The sequence below is a fragment of the Desulfosporosinus nitroreducens genome (assembly GCF_023897015.1).
GTDB classification, from domain to species: domain Bacteria; phylum Bacillota; class Desulfitobacteriia; order Desulfitobacteriales; family Desulfitobacteriaceae; genus Desulfosporosinus; species Desulfosporosinus nitroreducens.
This window is the reverse complement of sequence record NZ_JAMHFY010000011.1, coordinates 66,558-92,658: the sequence shown is the minus strand read 5'-3', so window position 1 is coordinate 92,658 and position 26,101 is coordinate 66,558. Positions and strand designations below refer to the sequence as shown.

General features: G+C 40.5%; 28 protein-coding genes and 1 riboswitch. Of the genes, 8 read left to right on the top strand and 20 right to left on the bottom strand.

What is annotated here, in order from left to right; all coding sequences use genetic code 11:
* Positions 1-240: 240 nt before the first annotated feature.
* A complete protein-coding gene (locus tag M8E35_RS13560) occupies positions 241-504 on the top strand; it encodes a hypothetical protein (protein WP_252469685.1) in 264 nt (87 codons plus the stop codon).
* A 12-nt stretch (positions 505-516) separates the two neighbouring features.
* Here M8E35_RS13560 and M8E35_RS13555 read toward each other — a convergent pair whose 3' ends face one another.
* From M8E35_RS13555 to M8E35_RS13530, 6 genes are all read right to left on the bottom strand, one after another.
* Positions 517-729 (bottom strand): hypothetical protein, encoded by a 213-nt coding sequence (locus M8E35_RS13555; protein WP_252469684.1) that lies wholly within the window; start codon positions 727-729, stop codon positions 517-519.
* Positions 730-808: 79 nt separating this feature from the next.
* Entirely contained in the window at positions 809-1,330 is a 522-nt protein-coding gene (locus M8E35_RS13550; RefSeq protein WP_289710826.1) for a DUF2179 domain-containing protein, read from the bottom strand.
* Positions 1,331-1,419: 89 nt separating this feature from the next.
* A complete protein-coding gene (locus M8E35_RS13545) occupies positions 1,420-1,959 on the bottom strand; it encodes a permease (protein WP_252469682.1) in 540 nt (179 codons plus the stop codon).
* Positions 1,956-2,435, bottom strand: coding sequence for a permease (locus M8E35_RS13540; RefSeq protein ID WP_252469681.1), 480 nt, complete (start codon positions 2,433-2,435; stop codon positions 1,956-1,958). The genes M8E35_RS13545 and M8E35_RS13540 overlap by 4 nt, the downstream gene beginning before the upstream one ends.
* Before the next feature lie 269 nt (positions 2,436-2,704).
* On the bottom strand, positions 2,705-3,352 hold the full coding sequence (locus M8E35_RS13535) for a hypothetical protein (protein ID WP_252469680.1): 648 nt from the start codon (positions 3,350-3,352) through the stop codon (positions 2,705-2,707).
* A 64-nt stretch (positions 3,353-3,416) separates the two neighbouring features.
* Positions 3,417-4,268 carry a PaaX family transcriptional regulator gene (locus M8E35_RS13530; RefSeq protein WP_252469679.1) on the bottom strand — a complete coding sequence of 284 codons (852 nt, stop codon included), beginning with the start codon at positions 4,266-4,268 and terminating at the stop codon, positions 3,417-3,419.
* A 310-nt stretch (positions 4,269-4,578) separates the two neighbouring features.
* Between M8E35_RS13530 and M8E35_RS13525 the strand changes: the two genes are divergently transcribed.
* The 4 genes from M8E35_RS13525 to M8E35_RS13510 all read left to right on the top strand — a co-directional run bounded on the left by M8E35_RS13525 (position 4,579) and on the right by M8E35_RS13510 (position 8,123).
* Positions 4,579-5,271 (top strand): response regulator transcription factor, encoded by a 693-nt coding sequence (locus M8E35_RS13525; RefSeq protein WP_084110300.1) that lies wholly within the window; start codon positions 4,579-4,581, stop codon positions 5,269-5,271.
* Positions 5,264-7,096, top strand: a complete 1,833-nt coding sequence (locus M8E35_RS13520; protein WP_252469677.1) for a HAMP domain-containing sensor histidine kinase — start codon at positions 5,264-5,266, stop codon at positions 7,094-7,096. Before M8E35_RS13525 ends, M8E35_RS13520 begins: the two co-directional genes overlap by 8 nt.
* Before the next feature lie 44 nt (positions 7,097-7,140).
* A complete protein-coding gene (locus M8E35_RS13515) occupies positions 7,141-7,611 on the top strand; it encodes an HAD family hydrolase (RefSeq protein ID WP_252469676.1) in 471 nt (156 codons plus the stop codon).
* Positions 7,612-7,703: 92 nt separating this feature from the next.
* The gene (locus tag M8E35_RS13510; protein ID WP_252469675.1) at positions 7,704-8,123 is read left to right on the top strand and encodes a YueI family protein; all 420 of its coding nucleotides are present in this window, start codon (positions 7,704-7,706) and stop codon (positions 8,121-8,123) included.
* A gap of 67 nt (positions 8,124-8,190) precedes the next feature.
* Here the strand turns inward: M8E35_RS13510 and M8E35_RS13505 are convergent, their stop codons facing one another.
* Together M8E35_RS13505 and M8E35_RS13500 are read right to left on the bottom strand one after the other, a co-directional pair.
* Positions 8,191-9,267 (bottom strand): radical SAM/SPASM domain-containing protein, encoded by a 1,077-nt coding sequence (locus tag M8E35_RS13505; protein ID WP_252469674.1) that lies wholly within the window; start codon positions 9,265-9,267, stop codon positions 8,191-8,193.
* 90 nt (positions 9,268-9,357) lie between these two features.
* On the bottom strand, positions 9,358-10,284 hold the full coding sequence (locus M8E35_RS13500) for a LysR family transcriptional regulator (protein ID WP_252469673.1): 927 nt from the start codon (positions 10,282-10,284) through the stop codon (positions 9,358-9,360).
* Between the two features lie 279 nt (positions 10,285-10,563).
* On the opposite strand from M8E35_RS13500, the gene crcB reads away from it, so the two are divergent.
* The 3 genes from crcB to metA all read left to right on the top strand — a co-directional run bounded on the left by crcB (position 10,564) and on the right by metA (position 13,772).
* Positions 10,564-10,938, top strand: coding sequence for a fluoride efflux transporter CrcB (crcB, locus tag M8E35_RS13495; protein ID WP_252469672.1), 375 nt, complete (start codon positions 10,564-10,566; stop codon positions 10,936-10,938).
* 249 nt (positions 10,939-11,187) lie between these two features.
* A riboswitch (SAM riboswitch) is annotated at positions 11,188-11,294 on the top strand.
* A 134-nt stretch (positions 11,295-11,428) separates the two neighbouring features.
* A complete protein-coding gene (locus tag M8E35_RS13490) occupies positions 11,429-12,721 on the top strand; it encodes a homocysteine synthase (RefSeq protein WP_252469671.1) in 1,293 nt (430 codons plus the stop codon).
* Positions 12,722-12,848: 127 nt separating this feature from the next.
* The gene (metA, locus tag M8E35_RS13485) at positions 12,849-13,772 is read left to right on the top strand and encodes a homoserine O-acetyltransferase MetA (protein WP_252469670.1); all 924 of its coding nucleotides are present in this window, start codon (positions 12,849-12,851) and stop codon (positions 13,770-13,772) included.
* 521 nt (positions 13,773-14,293) lie between these two features.
* On the opposite strand, the gene M8E35_RS13480 is transcribed toward metA, so the two are convergent.
* The 12 genes from M8E35_RS13480 to M8E35_RS13425 all read right to left on the bottom strand — a co-directional run bounded on the left by M8E35_RS13480 (position 14,294) and on the right by M8E35_RS13425 (position 25,883).
* A complete protein-coding gene (locus M8E35_RS13480) occupies positions 14,294-14,848 on the bottom strand; it encodes a DUF2284 domain-containing protein (RefSeq protein WP_252469669.1) in 555 nt (184 codons plus the stop codon).
* A 16-nt stretch (positions 14,849-14,864) separates the two neighbouring features.
* Positions 14,865-15,200 carry a DUF6951 family protein gene (locus tag M8E35_RS13475; protein ID WP_252469668.1) on the bottom strand — a complete coding sequence of 112 codons (336 nt, stop codon included), beginning with the start codon at positions 15,198-15,200 and terminating at the stop codon, positions 14,865-14,867.
* Positions 15,201-15,257: 57 nt separating this feature from the next.
* Positions 15,258-16,688, bottom strand: a complete 1,431-nt coding sequence (locus M8E35_RS13470) for an MFS transporter (protein WP_252469667.1) — start codon at positions 16,686-16,688, stop codon at positions 15,258-15,260.
* A 46-nt stretch (positions 16,689-16,734) separates the two neighbouring features.
* Entirely contained in the window at positions 16,735-17,592 is an 858-nt protein-coding gene (locus tag M8E35_RS13465; RefSeq protein ID WP_252469666.1) for a methyl-accepting chemotaxis protein, read from the bottom strand.
* A gap of 133 nt (positions 17,593-17,725) precedes the next feature.
* The gene (locus M8E35_RS13460; protein WP_252469665.1) at positions 17,726-19,090 is read right to left on the bottom strand and encodes an MFS transporter; all 1,365 of its coding nucleotides are present in this window, start codon (positions 19,088-19,090) and stop codon (positions 17,726-17,728) included.
* Positions 19,091-19,328: 238 nt separating this feature from the next.
* Positions 19,329-19,472 carry a hypothetical protein gene (locus M8E35_RS13455; protein WP_200797925.1) on the bottom strand — a complete coding sequence of 48 codons (144 nt, stop codon included), beginning with the start codon at positions 19,470-19,472 and terminating at the stop codon, positions 19,329-19,331.
* A 20-nt stretch (positions 19,473-19,492) separates the two neighbouring features.
* On the bottom strand, positions 19,493-20,647 hold the full coding sequence (locus M8E35_RS13450; RefSeq protein ID WP_252469664.1) for a uroporphyrinogen decarboxylase/cobalamine-independent methonine synthase family protein: 1,155 nt from the start codon (positions 20,645-20,647) through the stop codon (positions 19,493-19,495).
* A gap of 1 nt (position 20,648) precedes the next feature.
* Positions 20,649-21,287 carry a cobalamin B12-binding domain-containing protein gene (locus tag M8E35_RS13445; RefSeq protein WP_252469663.1) on the bottom strand — a complete coding sequence of 213 codons (639 nt, stop codon included), beginning with the start codon at positions 21,285-21,287 and terminating at the stop codon, positions 20,649-20,651.
* Positions 21,288-21,398: 111 nt separating this feature from the next.
* Positions 21,399-22,211, bottom strand: coding sequence for a methyltetrahydrofolate cobalamin methyltransferase (locus tag M8E35_RS13440; protein WP_252469662.1), 813 nt, complete (start codon positions 22,209-22,211; stop codon positions 21,399-21,401).
* 393 nt (positions 22,212-22,604) lie between these two features.
* A complete protein-coding gene (locus M8E35_RS13435) occupies positions 22,605-24,455 on the bottom strand; it encodes an ASKHA domain-containing protein (protein WP_252469661.1) in 1,851 nt (616 codons plus the stop codon).
* Positions 24,456-24,511: 56 nt separating this feature from the next.
* The gene (locus M8E35_RS13430; RefSeq protein ID WP_073030540.1) at positions 24,512-25,210 is read right to left on the bottom strand and encodes a GntR family transcriptional regulator; all 699 of its coding nucleotides are present in this window, start codon (positions 25,208-25,210) and stop codon (positions 24,512-24,514) included.
* Entirely contained in the window at positions 25,203-25,883 is a 681-nt protein-coding gene (locus M8E35_RS13425; protein WP_252469660.1) for a cobalamin B12-binding domain-containing protein, read from the bottom strand. Before M8E35_RS13425 ends, M8E35_RS13430 begins: the two co-directional genes overlap by 8 nt.
* Between the last annotated feature and the right edge of the window lie 218 nt (positions 25,884-26,101).

Here is a 26,101-nt window from a genome sequence, read left to right as displayed (position 1 = left end):
CTTATACACTCTATTCTACACCTACTATTTGAATCCTTCTTAATTTAATAAACATTTTAAAGTTTTGATTTAAAATCAAAATAAAGATAGAAAGGTCTCGCTAGTTTTTGCTTCAAAAAATATATTTTAGGAATAATTTACGCCGGAAACATATATACTCTTTACACGGAACATTTGTTCCGCTAAAGTAAAGTTATGACAGCTAATAGTATATTCTTTAATGTAGGCTAGGTGATATATATGAAGATTTTAATGCAGCCAATCGAAATGATTGCATGGTTTACACTAGAAGGAACCCCTAATCCTATTCGATATAAAATGACTTCCGCTGATGCCTCCAACGCAGTTGTTAAGGTAGACCGAATCTTGACCCGCTCCGAAGAGAAACTTGCCGGTAATCGCATGATTATTTTTCGTTGCCAAAGTGAACTGAACGGGCTATTAAAACTGTACGAACTCAAATATGAGCTAAGTACTTGTAAATGGTATTTATACAAAGCTTAGTTACCTATTTTATCAATTCCACGACTCCCACTTCTTGTGGGTGTTCCTTATTCTACTTCGGTGACGATAGTCTCCGGTACGATAGTCTCCGGTGGAGAGTATCGCCGAAGCCGTGGTCCCAATAGGAATGCCTACCGGCGTAGGATAGAGTATCGCCGAAGCCGTGATCCCAGTAGGAATGCCTACCGGCGTAGGATAGAGTATCGCCGAGCAGCTTTCACCCAAAATATATTTTCTGCCCCTTAGTTATGCCCATACAAACAGCCCCTATGATAGATTCCTACCATAAGGGCTGTTTGCTTCACTATTCAAAAGGTTTAGGCATTCGTTTAATCCAAAATCCGCCTTTGAAATTTTTAGGTTCATAAGAAACAACAAAAGCTTTGGGGCAATTTTTATCGAGGATGTCAAGCAACTTACGTTCATTGCTCCTCTTTGCTAAAACCTGCATCATAAGCCGTTGACCATCTTTACCATCGGCTAACCAAGAAGTAACACCATATCCAGATTCCCGTAATATTGACGGCAATTCTATTTCAACACAATCTACTGTTACCTGAACAGTCACATAACCTAAAGCAATATATTCCTCGATTCGACTGCCGATATATACTCCTAATCCATAACCAGCACAGTAAGCGGCTAGATTCCAATAATTATCAAGATTTTGCAGGACAATCCCCAGCCCTGTCATATAAACAAAAATCTCAACTACAGAAAGAATAGATGCCAAAATCCGCTGCCCTTTTATTACGAAAATCATTCGCAGGGTGTATAAGGACACATAGACCACGTTAATTCCAATGATTGTAAGAATAAGTTCCATCTTAGCCTCCACTTTCAACTTGCTTTAATTTGTCTCCCTATATTCTACCTTTTTAAACCCGCCTTGTCATCGAATAGATTCAATTTCCGTCATGCTACAACATTACCAGCCTGATCATAAATATACTGTTTTTCTTTTTCATTCAATAGCTTTTCAGTGACATAAGCTATTACCATAATTCCGGGTATGTCGATTACAAACCGAGTCAGCATAAACTTCCAGCCCATCGCAGAAGCCTCAAATAAGAGCATCGGTATTTTAGTAGTGGACCAGGCACCAATAAAGATTAAGACATTAGAAAACTTGCTCCCTTTGTGCAGGAGTACTCCTGCTATAGGAAAAGCCGCGTATAATGGCCCGGCTGCAGCTGAACCTAAGAAAAATGCTATCAAAATTCCCACTATCCCCGATTTCTCACCCATCAACTTGATCATTGTTTCTCGTTGTACCCACACATCTAATAGCCCTAATAATACAAATATCGGTGGTATTACCGAAAGCATTTCGACCGTATTGTTCCATGTGATGTTCATTGACTTTTGGCCGACTGATGGATACAAAATGTAAACCAGCATATTAATCACAATCAGTGCCAAGAAGTACTTGTATCGTTTAGCTAGCATTTTCATCTCAACACCACCCCGATTGCTATTGCTGCTATAAACGAAAATACGAAGGCTAAGCTATTCCTAAGTAAGGCTGCCTTTTTGCCAAAATACTTTATCTCCAGAGGGATTGACACGATTCCAACCATCATTAAGGTTGAAATAAATACAGCGATTTGCATAATACCAGCACCGCTTTTCAACAAAGCCGCAGTCAATGGAAATGCTACAAATCCAGGTATTAGGGTAACTGAACCAACCAGAGAAGCCATTAACATCCCCAACCACCCTGATTTCTCTCCGATTAATCCCGAAATAACCTCAGGACTCAAGACTGCCAGCATGATCCCTATAATAACTATAATCGCTAGGAACTGGGGCAGAATATTTTCAAAAGACTTCCAAGCCTTTTTCATAGCTAGTAACGTCTTTTTTCTGTCTTTTACAAATGAAAGGATAAGCAAGCAGGAAGCCACAATGTACATCATAATCGTAAACATGTTCACACGCTCCTCCATAATTAAGAATATTAATTTTATAATATCACTTAACATAATACACTCATCGACTTCCTTGTCAATATCTACTAAAATAACCAAATCCGACGTGTTAATGAACTGATACTTAGTTCTTTAACACGTCGGACCTTTGTCACTAGCAATAGTTAATATCAAGTTTATGGCATAGATAGTGCTATCGACATGCCCCCAAGAAACAGCGTTTCAACATCATTCACCAACTGATAATTGAGATTATCAGTATAGGCACTTTATTCGGCTGCTCTTGAACATAAAACTGTTCTCGACTTCGCATGCAGAATACCCTTAAAATAAATACAACTTGCGTACAAAGCCAAAATTAACAACGTGATATCCAAGTATACTTTAAAAACAAATACTCCTATTACTCCATATACAATACCCATCATAATTGTAATTATATATTGAAACCTACTCACACTAGGTATAATAAGCATTAAAAGTCCTATAGTTGTAAGCAGCGTTGGACAGGGAATAACTCCTACAGGTGAAACCACCAGAAGCGCAAAAGCATTTTCATCGACAAATTCTGGGTACCACAATCCAATGAAAATAAAGAATAGAGCAATAACAATTATCCATTTGCTATCAGCTATTTGAATATTTTCCTTCCTCAAAAATAGTTGTACTAGTGCAGTTAATGCTAATATGCCAAACGTAACAGCATGAAAAGGGTTGCCAAAAACAAGTGCATTGATTGTCACGGATAACAACAGAATACTTACGGTTCCTTGAAATATCCATCGTCTTAAGTTCTCTTTGGTTATCACGAATATTGCAGACAGGGCCATTAAAGCTAGAATATGCATTGAAAAGTTCACCCACAAACTATTGTTCGCCAGCATTTTCAGATAATTTAAAATTTCTTGTGCGTTCATTATTAAACCTCCTCACAATTGGAATCAAACTAAAACTTACTCGAACTTGACTTGAACCTCAAATTTATTCAAACTTCCCTAGATACTTTATCGCAGCTTCTAAAAGAATCCTCCTTAATTCAAGCATTAGTTGTGCTGCTTCATCACCAGCCCATGCAGGGTATAATGTTTTAGGCAATGTCGCATCATCGGTTGCTATAGATAAAAACTCCCAACCAAGAGCATGTAATAATGGCAACGAGTGTCCTCCCTCTACGAACCATTCTTCCTGATATAGTTTTTTAGTTTCTTCAAGCTTTTTATTAAATATCTTTATAAAGTTTTCATAAGATTTCTCTAGTTCCTTAAGATGAAAAACCTTATCCACAAAAGAAATCATATCTTCATTAATTGTCATCTCACCATTCATTTCAACGACTCCGGTGTTCATATTAAATTCAGTTGATATCTTTTGAAGCTCATCGGTTTGACAGTATGGGCAAATCCACGTATTTGCACTTAAGATACCAAATCCAATTTGTTGCAATTTTTCTGAAATAGTTGACCTGTTTGCTTTATTCTCTTCCCTAAATTCCAAATTAACTAAATACCATTTCTTATTCCATGGTTTATTTCTTAAAGCGTACCTTTTCCAAAATTGCTGCATTCCTGCATTCCAGGTGTTGATAGCATCTCTACCACCAGAGTCCAAAGCATAATACACTTCGCTACCATCATTTATATTTATAAGGATGCCTGATTTTACTGTTCTGGAAAGTGACATTCTTGTGGCAGTTTCGCTTTTCCCAAAAGCTTTCATAATTTGGATCAAACTAGATAACTTGATGGTATCCTGATTGTAGTGGGTCAAATAATTATTATAAATGAAAAGTAGTAGACTTGTTGCACTATCGTTCTTGCGTAGAATAACCTTCATATAATACCTCCCCCTCACACATAACATATAACCACTATAATTTATTATATGTTATAACGGCATTATAGGTCAATATATTATGTGTAACATTTATCATAATTTGAAATCTTATTATGGTTCCTAGTTTTTTTCCTAGAAATAAATAAAAAGAGATTCCCTCCCTAATTTTCCATTGTGCCGATGATCTTCATGAACTTCAACACCGTTGTGTGCGCAATATGTTATGTGATCTTACCAATGACACAATTATGTCACAAACATTATTTAGTTTAGTGCTACAATTAAATTAGAAAAATAGGGAGGTGTCATTTTGAACAAGAATATCCTAATTGCCGATGATAATGATGACATCCTGGAAATACTTCATAGATATGTAACCAAGGAAGGTTTTTCACCAATCATAGCCCATAATGGTGAAGAAGCCTTGAAGAAATTTTATGAATTCGCACCCGTGCTTTTGCTCTTGGATGTTATGATGCCAGAAAAAGATGGGTTCGAAGTTTGCAAGGAAATCCGCAGTAATTCGAACGTGCCTATCATCTTGATTACTGCCAAGGGAGATGACGGCGACCGCATCATGGGTCTGGACATTGGTGCAGATGACTACATTGTGAAACCCTTCAGTCCCGGTGAAGTCATGGCTCGCATCCGCGCAGTATTGAGGCGCCTTGATATTTCTGAGGAACAGAGAAAAGATATTGTGCGTCACCCTGGTCTGGAAATCAACATTTCAGATTATAAGGTGACATTAAACGGTCAACTTCTCAGTCTTACAAAGAAGGAAACCGAAATTTTTTGGCTTTTGGCATCCAACCCCGGAAAAGTCTTCTCTCGAGACAATCTCTTAACCAGCGTGTGGGGAGATGATTATTTTGGCGATGCCCGTACAGTGGATACTCATATTAAAAGGCTCAGATCAAAGCTTTCTATTAATGAACCCCTTAACTGGGATATTAAAACCATTTGGGGAGTAGGCTATAAATTTGAGGTGAAGCATGTTTAGGGAAAAAATTTCTTTCAAATTAACTGCCAGCTTTGTTATAATCATGCTCATTTCCATGCTTGCAATTGGCCTGCTATTCATCCAGATGTTCCGCCAATATGCCTTTGACAGTCGGGAAGAAACCATGCTGGTACGCGCTCGAAGCATAGCTGAGGTCATGGCCGAAAACTCAGAGAATTTTGGCCAAATTAGAGGTTTGGCTGGAACAATGCGTTTCCTTGATACGATGGCTGAAGCAAATGTTTGGATTACTGACAGTAAAGGCAACCCCTCAACGAAGTCAGAGATGGGGATGGGGATGGGCAAGGGCAGTGGTAATGGGCAAAAATCCGGTTTTGGAAAAGGTATGGGTCAGGGGCAGATGTATAACTCTGAGCCACTGCCCTTAGAGGCAGAAGCGGTTATTCAAGAGGTTTTAAAAGGTAAAGAATCCGTCAGTGAAAGTTTCAGCAGCGTCTATAATGAAGCTACTCTTACGGTGGGCGTTCCTATCGTTGATTCCGACCACCGAGTTATCGGCTCAGTGTTGCTGCATACTCCTGTAACAGGAGTTACAGCAACCTTGAATAAGGCAGTTAGGATTTTGGCAATCAGTCTTTTTGTGGCACTCCTGCTAGCCATTGGCTTGGGGATTTTCTACTCCCTGCTCTTTACCCGCCCCTTAAAAGCAATGAATTCTACCGCTCTGGAAATCACCCGAGGAAATTATTCAGCTAGAACGGGAATCAATCGTAAGGATGAATTGGGACAGCTGGGTAACTCTCTTGACCATTTGGCTCTAAAACTGGGACATACTATCAACCAACTTTTTCAGGAGAAAGGAAAACTCGATGACATAATTTCGAGTATTTCCGAAGGAATCGTTGCCTTTGACACGACTCTAAAGCCTATAAGCGTCAATACCGCTCTCGCGGAAATAATGAATAGACCCCAACCCTATCTGATTGAAGCTGTGGAAGAGGACCTCAATTCCTTAGAAATTGAGGCCCAGCTTACAAGAGTTATGGAAGATAAGAAACCTGCCCAAGTATTTAAAGACTGGTTGGGCAAAAAGCTTAAGCTTACTCTTTCTCCCATTATTGACAACCACGGAATGGTTACCGGAAGCGTTGCTCTTGTTCAGGATATCAGCCAAAGCGAGCGACTTGAACAACTAAGGAGAGATTTTGTCGCCAATGTATCTCATGAATTTCGAACCCCACTGACCGTCATCCGTGGTTCTGTTGAAGGACTTGTAGATGGGATGGTTGAAAACAGTGAGGATATCAAACGTTACCACCAAAGGATTCTTTCCGAAACACGTGGATTGGAACGTTTAGTTGGAGATCTTATGGAGCTTTCCCGCCTTCAATCCGGCAAAATTATGATTCACAAAAATAGGGTTCATATCTCTAGCCTTCTTGCTGACCTTGTGAAAAGTCTGCAAACAATTGCCGATCAAAAAGAGATTAAAATTCTCTATCAGCCCGAATCAGATCTGCCTCCTTTTCTAGGCGATTATGATCGTCTGCGTCAATTATTTGTTATCTTTTTGGACAATGCAATCAAATATTCGCCCGCTAATACCTTGGTCTGGGTTGAATCAAGAATTATTGAGAACAATACTCTGTCCATTATCATTCGCGATCAAGGGTATGGAATCGCGAATGATGAACTCCCCTATATTTGGGACCGTTTTTACAAGGTTGACAGCTCCCGTAAAGGCCTGGGCACAGGACTGGGACTTGCTATAGCCAAGCACCTGCTCGAGCTTCATGACGGCAAGGTTTCTGTTCAGAGTGAACTTGGCAAAGGTACCGAAATAGAGATTAAACTGCCAATGTAATGAAAACTGCACTTACCATAACTAAATTCAGGGAGGAAATTGAAATGATTCAAGCCGTTATTCCTGGCCGGGAAAATATGAACCTCGAGGTATTAGTCCTTGATTACAACGGAACATTAGCTTTAGATGGGCAAATGTTTAAATCTGTCAGAGAAAGTATCAGCCGCCTGTCACCTTTTCTGGAAATCCATATTCTTACTTCGGACACCTTCGGTACCGTGGTACAGCAATGTGAAGGGTTATCCGTTCAGGTAAAGGTATTAGAGAGCATAGAACACGTCAAAGAAAAAGCAGATTATGTGTTAAAGTTCGGCACTCGTGAAGTTGCAGCTATCGGAAACGGAGCAAACGATCAATTAATGCTTAAACATGCCCGCTTGGGCATTGCCGTCATCGGCTGCGAGGGTGCCTCCACGCAAGCTCTCCTATCTGCCGATTTGATTGTCAATAACATAGATGATGCCCTTGGTTTATTCCTAGAGACCCAACGTCTCAAAGCAACCTTCAGACTCTGAAACACAAAAGGAAAAAAACAGAGTGATCAAAATGCATATCCTCTAGATAAAGGTAAATTATATCAGTAACAAAGACTTTAAAGGAGGCCCACATGGAATCCGAACTTAATGCTGATGTTTTACCCGCTCTGGTTAATAAGGACACATCACTCCAAAGAATAGCTCTAGGAATACATGGTATACCTGAATTAAAACACGATGAAAAAATAAACTATCTAGGCGAATTCCGCGAACGCATCATCCTGCGTTTAACAAAAAAGCAAGTTGCCGAGAAATTAATTTACCCGGAAATTAAGGAAGCCTTGAATCATAAAAAGAGCTCGAAGATGCTTATAAATGGAACCTTGAGTCCTCGCTTTACCGATAAGTACATAGAATTCGCCCGAGCAATGGGGAAATCTTATACTATGATTCATGATCCCGAACTTACCAGTGAGACCGGATTGGTTGTAGTGAGCAATGAAGCAGTTGACATAGAAAATATTGATGTAACAAGCCCCAAAGTCATATGACCTTGGGGCTTGTTACGCTTGAAATACATAAGGAATATCTTCACAATAATCCAATTGAAAGTATGACTTACGGGCAGACTGTTATTCCTCGTCCCCAAAGGCAATCTCCACACGCTGGAGCGTGACCTAAGCAATCCATGTCTGCCCGAAGAACCATGTCACAGCCATCGACCCACTTACAATCAGGACACGATGCATATTCCCCGTGCAGAACATTATAACGATAACTCATAAACTTAGGCGCTGTCCAGATTTCTAACAACGATTGCTGCTCGATCGAACCAAAACTATAAGAATCAATCAGCTTATATCTCCCAAAAACATACTCAGGATAAGAATGGAGAAATCGATAACAGGAAGAAACCTGAGCATCCCAACGTACAACCGCACTTTGTGTCTCTACAAACTTGCAATATCGATCTGTTTTCAACTCGCTTTGGGGCAAGACTACCTCCACACCTTTTGACAGCCCCGCAATCATAGCTGCTCTGAAAATTTTATCCATCTCGGAAGACTTAGCGGGATAATAAAGAGTTTCTGCCAGCATCTCTTCTCTCATGGGGATAACATGGGAAACAAAGATTCGAGTTACTCCCAATTGTGCCGCTTGGCGTACGGTTTCTACCAGATATGGAAGAGTGCTTTTCATAACTAGAAACTCCCATATAATCTCCGGTCCTCCCTTGACACTTTGTTCTGCTATACGACGTGTACTTTCTAAGATCCCTTGTACATTTTGATGGCGAATGGAAGCAAATGTCTGAACATCTGTCGTATCAACCGACAAAATTATCTTTGCTACTTTCCGAGAAACTAGAAAATCGATCAATTCATCATCTAACGTAGTCCCATTCGTAGTCACAGAAACTTTATACCTAGAAGCGAATAGTTCAACGGCTTGTCGAAAATTATTTGCAATCGTCGGTTCACCAATCCCTCCAAGGATTACCTCCTGTAGATCAGGGAAAACTTTCGCCTCACCGGCAATCGAATTCAAGACTTCTGTCGACATATCCCCCATGGGTTCTTGCCACTTCTGTCGGTAACACATTTCGCAAGACAAGTTACAACGGTTGGTTAACTCCAGGTAAAGACGTTCAATAGAAGGCGCAGGATGAAAAACTAAGTCAACCACATCTTTCATACTATGTCACTCCCCTCAACTCTGAGCCCTTTCGTTATACTCTTTACAAAAAAGCTCAGTAAACTCAGACAAACAACTATTAGAATCCAATTAAATTACGATTCCTTTTTTACCTAATTTCCTCCATGTAGTAGACTCCAGGGTCAAAAGTTGCTCGGTGAAGACTTCCATGGCCTCGGAGGTTTCGTGATTTTTCGGTCCTATTAAGTAAAAAGAACGAGTCAGGGGATTTCCTTTAATTCTGATCGTCTTTAATTCCTTCGCATTTAACTCTTTGCGCACAATCCAACGTGAGACGAGTGCAATTCCTAATCCAGCTGTAACCGCCTGCTTAATGGCTTGACCACTTCCAAAGATATAAGATTTTCTGGCCTTGATTCCCCATTCTTGGAAGAGTTTATCGCTGAACGCACGAGTTCCAGAACCGCTTTCTCTGAGAATCCACACTTGGTCTTGGAGATGCTCATGCGTAACAATGGGTAGCCTTGCCAAGGGATGTTGGTTCGGTACTAATAAAATAATTTCATCCTCCATCAATGGACGGACGAGAATATCTGAATGATGATCGACTTCTCCTTCCACAAGGGCAATGTCTAAAGAGTTAGCTTGAACCCCCTGGATTATCTCTCTCGTATTAGCGATAGACGTTTCAATCTCTACCTTCGGATATTGAGCGGCAAATTCCGCCACTACAAAGGGCAAAATATATTCTCCGATTGTAAAGCTGGCTCCCACCTTCAAATTCCCTGTAAGCACATTTGAAATCCTCTTGATTTCCTGTTTAGCCTTTTCCTGCAAAAGCAAAATTTGTTTAGCGTATTCATAGTATATCTCGCCCGATTGCGTAAGTTCCAAATGCTTTGAGGAGCTGTTAACAAGCTTTGTGCCGAGTTCTTCTTCCAAGCTCTGGATTTGCGAACTGACATTGGGATGAGATAGATAAAGTTCCTCTGCCTCCTGAGACAAATCCTTGTTTTCAACTATAGTAACGAAGATTTTTAGGGGATCATTAATCACAGATTACACCTCAGTTTTCAGTTTCTAGATCTCAGCATTTAATAGATTTGTATAATAATACTTCTTTTCTAACGATTCCACAACGTCTCAACAGATAGCTTTCCTTTCCTAAGTAAAAATCTTACAAGAACCTGATGATGGGAGCCATGGTTGTTAACCTTAGTTTTATGTATTATTATAAATAAAGAAAAACTATTATTCTCTGCCTGTTCTAATAATATAATAACTCCATTCAATTTTAAAATACCTTTTCAAATTTAACAATAAGAGGTTAAAATAATGCAAACTGTACTTGTCATTGCTGTGGGAGGTGCACTCGGGGCTCTTTCCCGCTATGGCCTTGGAATGTATCTTTCAAATAGATGGAATCAAGGATTCCCGCTTCATACATTTTTGATTAATATCATCGGTGCTTTTCTCTTAGGCTTCTTGCATATATTATTTGTAGAACGACTAAACGTCAGCCCTCTCTGGCGCCTGGGAATCGGCGTCGGTTTTTTAGGTGCCTTTACGACATTCTCCACCTTTGGTTTTGAAGTGATTTCCTTACTTGAAGGTGGAAGTCTTTTAACGGCAGGTTTATATACCTTCCTCAGCATCATCGTAGGTTTTTCTGGGGTAGCACTAGGAGTGGGCTTAGCTCGTTTACTCTAAATAATGCCTTTCAAACACAATTACATTGTTAGACATGGGCTAAAACATGGGGACGGTTCTCTTGTCCAAGACAAAGGGACCGTCTCCCCTGTCACATGTCATTAGGAACAGTCCCCTGGCATTCAATACCAGACTCATTCATCAATTATATATAACACGCCCAAATTAGCAATAACTGTATGTTGACACAGACCTAAATTTGATTTATAGTAAGCTATATTCCAAACAAAACAACTGAATATAGAATTTCTCTTATCAAGAGTGGCGGAGGGACTGGCCCAATGATGCCCGGCAACCGATAGCATAAGCTATGAGGTGCTAATTCCAACAGAACCCTAGGTTCTGAGAGATGAGAGTAGCGTGTTAAATAACATCACGACCGCTTCTCTTGAAGTGGTCGTTTTTATTTATCAGAACTACTGTAACAATACTCCTCTCGCAAATTTAAACTCAATCGTATCTCTCTAAAAAATTATTAGGAGGATTTATCATGACTGAGAAACGACAACTAGGTATCGAAACTATTTCCTTACATGGAGGGCAAAGCCCAGATTCTGCGACAAATTCGCGCGCTGTTCCAATCTATCAAACATCCTCCTTTGTCTTCAACGACACGGACCATGCTGCCAATTTATTTGCCTTAAAGGAGTCTGGCAATATCTACACTCGAATCACGAACCCTACACAAGACGTCTTTGAGCAACGCATTGCCTTGCTCGAAGGAGGGGTCGGTGCACTTGCTACCGCGTCCGGCCAAGCTGCTATAACCTATGCCCTGTTAAACATCGCCCAAGCCGGGGATGAAATAGTGGCCTCAAGCTCTCTTTACGGTGGCACTTACACCTTATTCGCCTATACATTCGCTAAGCTTGGCATCAAAGTCCACTTCGTTGATGTTGACAAACCAGAAGAATTCCGCTCCAAAATTACAAAAAACACCAAGGCACTCTATACTGAGACCATCGGAAATCCGCTCATTAATGTTGCCGATCTTGAGAAGATCGCTAATATTGCTCATGAAAACAGTCTTCCCCTTATCGTTGACAATACCTTTGCTTCACCCTATTTATGTCGACCCATCGAATACGGAGCGGACATCGTAGTTCATTCTGCTACTAAATTTATTGGCGGACACGGCACTTCCATTGGAGGAGTCATTGTCGACTCTGGAAAATTCAACTGGAGCAACGGCAAATTCTTGGGACTGAGTCAACCGGATCCTAGCTACCACGGCATTATCTTCACAGAAGCCTGCGGTAATGCGGCCTATATCACCAAAGCCAGAGTATCCTTGCTCCGCGATACAGGAGCCTGCCTTTCCCCTTTTAACTCGTTCTTGTTCTTGCAAGGATTGGAAACACTCCCCTTGCGCATGGAACGCCATGTCGAAAACGCAAAAAAGGTGGCCGAATTTCTCGATCAACATAAATTAGTCACTTGGGTTAACTGTCCTGACCTTAAAAATAACCCCTATCATGCACTTGCTCAAAAATACTTGCCTAAAGGCTCAGGTGCAATCTTTACCTTCGGCCTTAAAGGCGGCCTAACCGAAGGTAAGAAGTTCATTAATAGCCTTAAACTATTTTCTCACTTAGCCAACATTGGGGATGCCAAATCACTGGTTATTCATCCTGCAAGCACCACTCATCAACAGCTTGATGAAGAGTCCCAGCGCAGTGCAGGAGTCTCACCCGATATGATTCGCCTATCCATTGGAATAGAAACTATTGACGATCTGCTGTATGATTTGGATCAAGCCCTAGCGGCCAGTCAACAAGTATAGGTTCAAACAGCGCTAAGTTATTCTCACAGTCCTTCACAAAAATATACGGGCGAACTCGATGTGCGCCAACTGTATCTTGAATTTCGAAAGCCGTACATCGAGCTGACGCCTCAAAGGGGGGTTCTCCATGCCTATTAAAATACCTGAAAATTTACCCGCTTTAGACATATTGCATCAAGAAAACATCTTTGTCATGGGGGAAGAACGCGCCTTTCACCAAGATATCCGTCCTTTGAAGATTGTGATACTCAACCTCATGCCAATTAAAGAAACTACCGAAACACAACTTTTGAGACTGCTCGGCAATTCGCCCTTACAAGTTGATATTGTGCTTTTGCGTATTGACACACATATATCTAAAAATACGGCACAGGAACACTTAGATTCCTTTTATAAAAATTTCGCTGAGATTAAACACCAAAAGTTTGACGGTATGATTATTACAGGAGCCCCCGTTGAGCATTTAAAATTTGAGGAAGTCACCTATTGGGAGGAATTTAAAACAATCCTGGATTGGACAAAAACTCATGTAACCTCTACGCTTCACATCTGCTGGGGAGCCCAAGCTGGTCTGTATCATCATTACGGTATCCCTAAATACCCTCTCGCCGAGAAAATGTTTGGGGTTTTTCAGCACAATGTTAATAAAAGCGGTTTGAATGGAATGCAACTCCTCCGAGGCTTTGACGATGTATTTTATGTTCCCCACTCTCGGCACACCGAAATCAAGCGTTCTGACCTTCAAATACACCCAGAATTAGAGATTCTATCTGAATCTGACGAAGCAGGTATTTACATCGTCGTATCCAAAGACGGAAGACAAGTCTTTGTAACGGGACATTCAGAGTACGATACATTAACCTTAAAAGAGGAATATGATCGAGACATTGCTAAAGGACTTTCTATTGCTCTTCCAAAAACTTATTTTCCAAATGATGATCCTACTAAAACGCCAATTCACAATTGGCGCTCGCATACAAGCTTACTCTTCCAAAACTGGTTAAATTACTATGTCTACCAAGAGACTCCCTATGATTTAGGCGGTCGTTAACTAACGATGATTTAAATCGATATCCAAATAGGGGTCGTGCTCAAACTTTTAGCACGCCCCTATTATTTAGGAACTCGTTAAACATTGTTGCCATTATGCCACTATTTCAGGTCATAAACTCTTTTTACCGCTTCTTCTGTATTTTACAAATAAATATATAAATATTACATATTAACATACCTATTGAAAAGCTCTTTCTTCATAATCTTTCCGCTATAGTTTTTGGGGAATTCAGTTAGAAATTCTACAACCCTTGGAGCTTTATAGGCCGCCATGCGTTCCTTGTTATATTTATTTAATATTCTGAATATTTTTATTCTTATTTAGCTATAAGATTATGGTATTACTAAGTCAACGGGCTCTTCGCGCCGAAGGAAATCCTGTGGGCGGTTGACACGGTGTACCAGCGAAGATGCCTGTACAAAAAACAACGGTTGCCAGACAATGGCAACCGTTGTTTTATTTAAGTATCTTTCTCACAGGTGTCGGAATTAGAAATTCGCATCTGTGAAAAAGCTTAATTAACTATTAAATAAGATCAGCGCTACATAGGAAACTGTATTTTTACCATTATAATAAGGTATTCCAGAGGTTTTTACCAAGTCCATTACGTCAATTCCATTTGCTTCAACTGACGACACTGCCTTATCGGGAAACTGGCACTTTTCTCCCGCGAGATAGGCACACTTTGTACAATAAGTACAGGGACCGGCATTCAACGGGAGGATTTCTTTAAAGTTGTAGTTATTTTCCATACACTCAAGTATTTTTCTGAATATTTTCGTATGATTGGCCCCTCCCTCCATCATGCCTTTCCAGTCAAGAGAACTTGCTATTGGGTGGACAGTCTGGAACAAAAGACCCTGCTTAAATCTTATGGCCCTCTCTTTCAAATCTTTGATAGGACCCACTGCAGGAGGGCACATCCAGTTTTTATTGTAAGATCCACAGGAATTCTGTTCACACAGCTTTCTGAAATCCTCATTAAACTTGATCTCAGCCACTTCAGCAACTGAAGCATGAGTTGCATTTAAGGCAAGGGCGTCCTTGACTAGATCATTTACAACAGTTTCCATTCAATTGCCACCTTTTCTACTTCGTTACGCTTATGCTGGCGTTTTGGGGCAATGCCATACCAGCCGCCACTTCCACGGTTTTTAGAATTCCTGAAACTCCCGGGCAGCTTGGATGGGGGCTATATTTGGCAAAAACTTCATAAACCTTTCCTGTATGAAGTTTATGCAGAATTTCCTTGTAGGCATCAACCTCAGTCAACTCTTTGGCAATCTTTTGGTAATTAGGACAATCGCTTGTTATCTCCAGTTTTATCATCTTGCTTCTTCGAGAACTTGACTGACTGTCATCGCTCACCGCCTTGACATTAATGGTAAAACCACAGGCCCCGCAGTGAATAATTCCTGTTGCCATCTTAAGTCCCTCCAATGCTCTGTTAATGCAACTCTTCTTCATTCCTAAATTCAAACCTTACACCTGCTTGCTATTATCCGCAAGTTTCGTACTTACTCCCATAATCATTATACAGCTGATACCCATTAGAACACCATCTAATATCAAGGGCGTTCCCCAACTTCCTGTGCTGTCTCGAATGGCTCCCGAAATTACTGGCGATAATACTGCTCCAATTTCAGACACAAGATTCAGCATTCCGAAGGCTGCTCCGCGTAAATGAACAGGAGCAATTTCTGAAGTAAGGGCGTGGGCAACCGCTTGCAACGCAAAAAAGATTAAACCTGAAACAAAGAGAATGACCGATTGCACTACCATATCATTTCCTCCGGACATGACATAGGCAGCAAATACAAAGATAAAGACCGTTAAAAGTGCTTCCATCGCAATTAAGACATTACGACGACCATTAGTTTTATGGGCTACCATATCTGAGATTTTTCCGCCTAAAGGAAAGCCGATTACCCCAGCTATAGCATTAAACGAAATAACCAACAGTGCAGACGCTAGAGTACCACCGCCAAAATCCTTGATTACGGCGCCCCCCCAAAAGCCATAAAACCAGAGATGCCATAATATCGCAATATAAGAAATATAAATAAGCACAAGATTTTTGTCCTTTAATATCGGGCTAACTTCATGCCCTTTCTTAATAAAGATAAAGGCAATTAATACAAACGCTAAACAGGTTAAGATAACTGCAATCATCACATCATTTAAATGCAGAGCATTTGTTATGAAATAGACAGCCATAATGGCCACCAAGAATACAACAGCATATTTAAGCAAATTGAATAAGGCCTTGCCGAAGTTCTCAGAACCGATTTTCCCTTGAGGTTTTAGAGCCTGACGAATAAAGACTGCAGCAATAATTGTAACTGTCCCCAAGATAAGAAAAGGCGCTTTCCAAGCATTGACGCCCATCGAAGGTTGGGCCCACTCAATTAAGTATACTGTTCCTACCAAGGCAGCAGACAAGCCCACAGTAAGTCCGCCCATAACCACTCCCATGCCAAGACCAAGCTTATTAGGCGGAGTCACTTCGGCAACCAGTGAGCGGTCATTTGAATAGAGAACCCCTTCACCAAGTCCGGTGAAAACCCGCAAGGCAATAAAGGCCACTAAGCCGCCGGTTAGTCCCGTTAATAAGGTGGTAATGCCCGCCCAGAAGATACTGATAACAACAATAGTCCTGTACCCAAACTTATCACCAAAGTACCCTCCCGGAAATTGTGTCAGCATGTATCCAGCGAAAAATAGACTTCCCAGCAAACCGCCCAGAGCATGAGGGTTACTGGCTGCTTCTAAAAAACCAACCTTGTTTGCAATCATCCAGGTAACGACTGGGCCCGTCAATGTTCGGTCAGCATAGGAGACTACCCAGCCAATAAAGAGCATTAGCCAAATCGTATGATACCTTTGCCATCCTTTTTCTTTCTGTTCTGCCATGTTAACCATCTCCTCCTACAATCCTTCTAAAATAGGTAAGAAGTAGTTATATCTTCTTCTGTCTGATTAATTCATCCACCGTTTGAATCTTTGCATAATCAGCCAGCTGCTTGGCAATTAAAACAACCTCATCGGCTGTAGCAGCCATTTCTTCAGTCGCCGCTGCTTGGTTTTCCGAGGAAAGGCTTGTTTTATTAATTCCCCCACTTATAAATTGAATCGCCTTTTTGATTTCCAAAAGTGACCCTGCAACTTTTTCAGCCGAATCCTTGCTTAAGCTTGAGAGTTTGCCCATTTCTTTTGCAACAACACTGAATCCTCGGCCGGCCTCTCCCGCTCTTGCTGCTTCTATAGACGCATTTAAAGCCAGGAGATTTGAATGTTTGGATATGTTTTTAATATCCTCTATTATGCTGTCGATCTCGTTTATTTTTTCTTCAGTTTGCGTACTGAATTCATCCATTTCTTTGATAAAAGTTGATAGGTGTTGTGAACTCGAAGCAATTTCCTCAACACCAGCGTTTAATTGTTCCATAGAGGAAAAGAGCTTAGAAGTACCTTCTTCGATTTTTGCTTCTTTTTCGATGCTTTTGGAAACCGATACGATGGCAACAACCTCTCCAGCCTCATCAAACACTGGCGTAAGAAGACCTTTTGCAGGAACTCCAAAGAATCTCGTGGGAACTATCGATGGTAATTGCTTTTTACTTCTCTTGACAAGATTATAATTTTCCATATTTTTAATTGGATCCCCAACTTTTGAAGGCATTTTGAGTTGGCCTGGTGCATAAGCTGCAATTATTTCTTTTCGAAGATCAAACACAATAGTGGTAATATCGTCCTGCATTACTCCGTTTAAAATTGGCATTACATCAATAAATTTTTGTAGATCTTTTTCTTCCATATTTAACTTCAACTCCTATTTAAAGTAACGATTACTTAAGGACGAATAATCGCTTACTGTTTTAAGTGAAATAAGAGAGATGAAGCACAATCATCTCTCTTATTTTTCGAATTGGCATAACTCCAGTTTTGACTTAGGCTTTTCTTGCCGCGATTTCACTTTGCATTTTTGCAAGACTTTGAGGTGTAATTTTATAGAGGAAAATAATGAACATCAAACCTGCAAGCATAATAATCGCTGGAATTAGAGTTAACCCGTTTTTGATAGATTCTACTAGTACTGGTGTAGCCTTCATATTTGCAACAAATCCTGCTCCCGCCAGTATTCCTGTGATGATAACACTTTTTACAAGAATTGCCGTCTTGATTGGAAAACTAATGAGAGACATGATAAATCCTCTGGCATTCTTGCCGGTTTTCCATTCACCATAATCAACCGTCGATGAATACATAACAACACCTAAAGCATCAGGCATGCCATATCCTAAATAGGCGATGAACATGATGATCATGAAGGAAACATAATTCATAGGTAAGGCCCATACCGCCAACAGCCCTACTATAAAGATTGAAAGTGACAAAATATAGACATTTCTCTCACCAAACTTCTTAGCAAGTGGATTTGCAATCAAAGCACCGACGAAGGTAACAACGTTAAGCCCCGTCATGAAAATCGTGATAACAGCCAGATTATTGACAACATATTTAAAATAATAGAACGCTAGTCCAAAAATAACAAACCTACCTAAATATCTGCCAAGTTCACCCAACATCAAGCCCATAAGTGGCGGGTTGACTACGATCTGTTTCAGCATCTCGCCAATAGGCATTTTTTCGGCAGGTTTTCCTGTTTGAGCAGAGGTTCCGTGGAAAGCATAGTCTTTGGTCATAAAGAACAAGGAAAAATAACAAGCAATCATGACAATTCCCGTAATTATAACGGTTAGCGTATATCCCGTGGCAGGGTCTTTTCCTTCGCCAAGGGCTAAGATCATCTTCATACCGATTAAGGAAAAGGCGATAGCACCTAAGGAATTAAACATCCCCCTGTTTGTCGACATAGCAATTCTTTCTTCTCGTACAGTTGTCATGGAGGAATTCAAGGCAACATGTCCAGCATAAAAAATATTCCAAATCAAATGACTGACGACAAATCCGACGGTAATAATAATAGCATTCATTGTTGGAGAGCCGATTTTTGAAAACTGTAAAACAAAGAACAATGCAGCAAAAGGTGGTCCTACAAGCAGCCATGAACGGTATTTACCCCACCTCATATTGCTCTTTTCCAAAAGGACCCCTGCAGTTGGAACCCATAAAATATCAAAAATACTAGTGATCAGTAATACTGTACCAACCAGAGCCATAGGCAGCTTGGCGAAATCTGTTAAAAATGCCGCGAAATAGAATACCTCCATGTTTACAAATAACTGGAATCCAAAGGAAGGTAATCCGTAAAGATTAATAACCGACTTTTTTAATCTCTTTTCCGTCTCCATAGTAAATCTCCTCTCAAACTCAATTTCTTTAGCCAATCAGCTTTATTCTCTTTATTTCCCCTCTTCGCACCTCCTTCTGTAGATCTGGATTTATTTACCAACTGGGAATATTCAGAAATATTTTAGACCAAAGGAGGGCAACATCCGGCCTCGACAAAACATTCTTTTGCAGCACGTGCATAATGGTTTCCCTGCGAGTCCGCTGTTGCCCTTTAATCAGCCTTAATATGAGATTGACTTACAATAACAAATCCATGATAAACGTAAACATTGCATCTTCATACTTCTCGATCTTAGGTGCGATTGCTTGTTGAGGCTTACCCTCTAATTCTGGGTGCTCTGCTAAATATTCTTCCCAAGTGACATAATATTTCGAATCCATTTTATCCTCTCCCCCCAGTTTTAGTAGGTTCCGTTTTCATGAACATAATCCAAGACAGCTTTGAGATTTTCTACAACCGGACCGCTGGCTTCCAAATGAATAATGCTTTTATCCGCTTGCCACCAATATCTTCCTCCTGGAGCGAGGATATCTAATAATTCTTTGGCCTTATCCACACACTGTTGCTTAGTCCCAGTTTGCAACAATGTCACTGGATAGAGCCCTGAGATGATGTGTTTTTTGCCCAGTTTTTCCTTAATAACTTTTGCATCTCCGTATTCAAACCTCATAATTGTGTTTTCTGGCAATTCATACAGATAATCGAGGTATCTCATCCAGTCTTGTTCCACAAACAACTGGACATTTTGACCCATACTAGCCAATGTCTCAACTAGCTTCTTGAAGGTCGGCCAGTATAGTGTTGCAAAGTCCTTATCACGCAAATAGGGCGCCATGTGAAGCGGAATAAACGTATACCCTAACATTGACGGATTCGGCAGAGTACCCTTCTTAATCATCAAAGGTAATACAGCTTCACAGGCTGCCGCCACCTTATCAGGATACCGTCTGACATCACCTGAAATCCCTTTGAAACTTCTCAGAAAGTCAGCCATGAAATCAAAGGGAGCTTCTGTCAGAGCACCAATCATTGTAGCAAAGCCATATTTGGCATTCATTTTCCCCCTGATTGCTCCCAGATAGGCCAGATCATCGGATTGTGCTCGCATCGCCTTAGCTAACGTCATAGCCACTTTGCCAGGTTCCCCGTTAAACCCCGTGTATAACCGAGGCAAAATCGTTTCGACAATACAATCATAAGGGGATGCTATAAATTGGTCATATTCCTCAGCCAGCATGCCCACGACATCGGGATGCTGCATGAATCCGCTGGAACTCATGACGATAGGGGTTGACCCTAGAATTTGATAGTGTGAAGGAATTCTGATGGAACCGCCAGGATAAGTGTCGGTGTAGAAATCTTGACAAAATTTATCGTACACTGGCTCTAATTTAGTTAGATCCCATTGACACTCTGCCAAGTCCAAACCGGCATGTTGAATAGCAAAATCTTGGGTTGCCGGGTTGCTGATCGGTACTCTTTTTGGAGTTTTTCCGCTGAATAGATCGCGGAAAATCTGATTTCGTTCATTCGTCCTAGCTGCAGCATCCGTCATCTTATTTCACCCACCCTTGACAAGTTTTCAGCCCTTCAGCAGCGTTCGTTGTGAAAGCGTCCGCGCCAATTTGCTTACAGGCATCTTCATTGACAGGATTCCCGCCAATGATTATTTTTACACTGTCCCTTAAGCCAGCTTCGTTTAACGCATCAACCGTATTTTTCATAGAATCGATAGCAAGGGTCAGAACTCCGCTCATCCCAACGATTTGTGGTTTAACCTCTTTCACTTTCTCGACAAACGCACTGGGTGAAACGTCAATTCCTAAGTCGTAAACGTCGAAGCCTGCTGCTTCTGCCATACTCCCGAAAATATTCTTGCCAATATCGTGTAAGTCTCCTGCAACAGTACCGATAACGATGGAACCGAATTTTTGGGTAGCAACACTGCTTAGAACAGGTTTTAGTAAATCGATCGTTTTCGATAGTAATTCCCCGGCAAAAATCAAGTCACCAACGTAGTATTCGTTCTTTTCAAACAACTCTCCGACAATCGCCATCCCCTGTTGACAAGCGAAAACAACCTTCTGGGCATCTTCACCGCTGGGGTTTGTAGCTACGAAATCGTTAATCATCGTTAAAATCGTGTTTTCGTCAAGGTCTCCTACTGCTTGAGTTAGTAACTGTAAATCGATCATGATTAAACCTCCTCTAATTTTAGATAACTTAACTATGCGAACTTAGAGTATACCTAGATTTAACTGTATATACAAGATTAGGCAAAAAAATAGTTCTCTTTATCCGAAATCTTAAGCGTCCGTTTTTAGAGGACCTATCTTGTTTTTGCGGTAAGCATTCAAGTAATTTCTACAAAATCGATCTTTACCCAGTAAAGCATCTGTTATATATAGCGTTGTCACCAAATCCCGATTACAAGGATCTAAGATGGCAGAATCCATTCCTGCGTCAATCGCTAAGGTTAAGAAGTGTTGATTAACCACTTTTCTTAAAGGCATTCCAAAGGATATATTGCTTAACCCAGAAGTTACTTTAATAGCAGGGTATAAGGTTTTAACTTCTTTTAAGGTTTCGACAAAGTTCAGCAGCGATTGATTATCTGCAGACAGTGCCATTACAAGCGGGTCAATGTGGATCCTGTCAGGGCCAATATCATACGTTAGAGCCTTTTCAACCAAGACCTTTGTGATTTCCACCCTTGTTTGAATGTCCTTGGGGATTCCCCTGTTATCACATGTCAGTGCAATAACTTCCCATTTCGTCCCTTTAATAATCGGATAGATTATCTCGCATTTTCCGCCTTCTTCTGATACAGAGTTGATCAATCCAGGACGTTTAGCATAAGGGAAAACTTTTTCAATAACGTGCGGATTTGGACTATCGATACATAAAGGAGTATCCACTGCGTTCTGAATAATATCCATCATCCATAATAAAGTATCTACTTCAACATCTGGTGAAGTGCTGGCACAGACATCAAGATAATCTGCACCTGCTTCTGTCTGGCGTATGGCAAGGCTTCGAATAAACTCTTCATCCTTTTGCTCAATGGCCTTTTTAACACTTGGTATAGTTCCATTTATTTTTTCGCCAATAATAATCATTTGAGGCCCTCCTCGCTTCATATCTACTCCTGTATATACATGTCTTATGGGGTTATATTAACAATATTCAATTTACTTGTCAAATTATCTTTTTCACAAGTCACTCAATTTTAACTCTTGTTACAATTTAAAATCTTGATTCAAATTACTTTTAACCAATGGACATGCATTTAGAGGAAACTTAATGGCACCAGGCCATAGGCGCCTTGCGATTCTAACAACTAAAATGAAGATTTTAGTTGTTAGAATCGCGACCTTGAAGCATGGAGAGAGACTAATATAACCATGTTCAAACTATGGTTTGTTCCGTTGGATGCAACTAAAAAGGAAAAGAAGCAAAGAACTTTGTCAGTCCCTTGCTTCATTAGGTAATATATCGTTATTTTCCATGCCTTATTGGATTTTAAAATATGTGCATTCACCGAAAATACTATTAAATCTAGGATAACTGCCCAACTCAACAAATTTAACAGCCTCAGCAATATCCTTCGTTCTACGGAATTCACTTGAAGAAAGTAACGCCAATTTTGAGCCAGTGCCAGCTGCATTGCCAATCATTCGAATTTTACTTTCCAGTTCAGGGGGAATCAACCCTATAACACAGGCACTATGGGGATTCAAGTAGTTTCCAAAAGCCCCGGCCAAGAGGACTTCTTTAATATCTTGGGCTTGAATGCCATAGGTCTCCATTAAAACTCTGACCCCTGCCGCCATTGCTCCCTTGGCCATCTGAAGTTCTCTGATATCTGACTGAGTAATCATAATAGGTCTGCCGTGTCCGGTTATACCGGCTTCAGCAAGCAAAAATGCGCCTTGGCCTTCAAATTGTACGAGATTTTCCTTAAACCTTTGGGCCGCAGGATTTGTTAGTTGGTCGAAGGCTAAGATTTTTCCTCTCTTATTAAGAATACCAAGCTCTACTAATCCCGCGACAGCATCAAGCAAAGCAGAACCGCATATTCCTAAGGGTTTCCCTCCCCCTATCACGGAATACTCAAGCTTGTCCCTATAGTAAACATGGTCGATCGCCCCCGCGGCACCCCTCATCCCACTGCTGATTTGGGCCCCCTCAAAAGCAGGGCCTGCTGCAGCTGAACAGGCAACTATTTTTTCTCTGGAACCAAGGGCAATTTCACCATTAGTGCCAATATCTATAACAAGCTTAATATCTTCACTCTGATCCAACTCGGTGGTCAACAACACTGCAACTGTGTCGGCCCCTACAAAACCAGCAATATTTGGCAACATAAACACTTTTCCAGCCTGATTAATGCTTATTTCAAGTTCCGAAGCATCTAATGCCAAAGGTTCACTCAGGGCAGGCACATAAGGGGATACTGCAATACTCTGAGGATTTATGCCTAGAAAAATATGATGCATACAAGTATTCGCTGCGATAGAAATGGCATAGATGTCATTCCTCAAAACAGACGCTTTTTGTGCCGCTTCATCAATTAGTTTATTAATAGCCTCAACCACAGCCCTCTGCAGTTTTGTTAGACCATTTTCTTCATGGCTCGCAAAGGTGAGCCGCGAAATTACATCTGCCCCAAACACGGTCTGGGGATTAAGGGTAGAAACCACACTTAACTCTTTCCCAGTATAAAGATCGAGCAGATAGCCCACAATGGTAGTTGTACCAATATCGAAGGCCATTCCGAGCATCGATTTCTCAGAATCCTGCGGTTCGATTCCAGCTACTTTACTTTGATACATAACTGCCGTAATCCGATTATTGGCACCTCTAATGACATCTGGCATCTGCCTTAGAATAGAGACTGTTGTCTCTAATTCACTCTCCTTGTACCCTTGTCTGACTAAGCTTTCTATCAAGCGACGCCAATCAGAACTCTGAGTTTCACGCGAAGGCTTATCGACTTCAATGGGTACTTTGAGGAGCAGTGGTTCAATCTTGGAAGTTCTTTCACTGGCAGCTATTAAGATATTGTGTTTAAGTTTATTTTGGTTTGGAAGCTCCACTATTAGGTCATTGTGCACAGCAGTTAAGCACGCTAAACGAATACCTTCGTCTAATTCCTTCACTTGAAGTATTTCTTGTTCCCTAGTAACCGGTGTCGTCAATCCCTTAGAAACTTTGACCCGACATTTTCCGCAAGTTCCTCGTCCACCACAGAGAAAATCAAACTCTAAACCGGCTTCATTCATAACTTCCTTGAGTGTGCTGCCATCCGCCGCTTCTACTAATACATTGCCAGGCTGAAAAACCACTTTATGATATTTCAAGAAAGCTCCCTCCACCCTGTGTCATTAAACTCTAACCTTGCACTTTGGACTCCGGATTAATCACTGCTGCCTTGCAATTTTATATAGTCTCCCCTATAACTAGTGATACCTATGCCAATTGGCTTGTTCTCATTGTTATAAAGTTTCTGCTCAACCACTAATAAGGCAAGATCATCATAAATATTGAGATATCGTTTAATCTCTTTATTAGGTATCTGAGCACTAATACTAATTCTTTTCTTTAATGCAAAAATGGGCATACTATTTGAGACCATTTCCTGAAATGTCGCTTGTTCAATTTCCTTTTCTACAATAGGCATCCCTTTACTATATAGTAAATATTTTACATCATAAGCTACGGGACTTCCTTCTGTATAGAATAACCTCCGAATCATAATAACATGCTTATTTCTGGTAGTTTGCAACTCATCTGCTAACTTTTCATCGGGCATAATAATTGACACTTCTAACAGTCTGGCGTTATCAACACTATTAATAGGGTTATTCATCTCATCATAATGTAAAGTATATTTGTTAACTTCTGGTTTTTGGACGTAACTGCCTTTACCAGGAACAGAATAGATGTATCCCTCACTTGCTAAAATAGCCAACCCTTTTCTAACCGTCATTCGGCTGACCCCATATTCTTTACAAAGTGCGGTTTCAGGAGGAACGGTATCACCAGGCTTTAATTCTGCGCTGTTTACTTTTTTCTTGATGTCTTCAACAATTTTGATATAAACCGGATCAGCCATTACCTTCTACTCCTTGTCCATTACCAACGTTCATCCATTCCCTGCATAATTTAGCCCCTACTGAAGCATCTGTTGCAAACCCATCTGCACCAATGAACCTAAAAGCTTCTTGTGTAAGATGATTAGCACCTATAATGATCTTAACTTTATCTCTAAGGTGTGCTTCCCTCAAAGAGTTTACGACTTCTCTCATTTCATCTACAGTGCTCGTTAACACACCGCTCAGCGCTAAAATATCCGGATTATGTTTTTTAACATTTTTTACAAAGAGCTCTCTCGAGACATCTACCCCCAGGTCGATCACATCAAAGCCATTTGCTTCTAACATATATCTGAAAATGTCTTTTCCAATATCGTGTATATCTCCTTTAACAGTGCCTATAACAATCTTTCCGGTTTTTTTATTGTACTTCGCATGGAAAAAGTCAGTCATTTCTTCTAGTTCCAATACTTGTCTAAAGATAAGCCCTGCCATGATCAAGTCTGCGATATAATAGTCTCTGCAGTCATAGAGTTTCCCTACCCTCTTCATCCCTTCATTCATTAAATCAAGCAGGTATAGAGGGTCAATCCCTTCAATTAAGACTTCCTTAGCCAATTTAAGAGAGTTTTCTTCGTCTAACTGTTCCACACATCTGACTAATGATTCCTTTATTTCGCCTAAGTCTTTCATCTTTTCCCTCCCCTAAACCATATTACGGCTTTGCAAGCTTAAATAATGCCTGTTATATTTGATGTTATATATACAGGTATAACAGGAATATTCAAATTAAATCTTATAATCTAAAATTTGTTTTGTCAAACGTTCGACAAAGATTGCAAAATTTGTTCAATCTTTGTTAGCATCATTTTTTTATTTCAGCAAGGCTTTGAGGGGTAATTTTATAAACA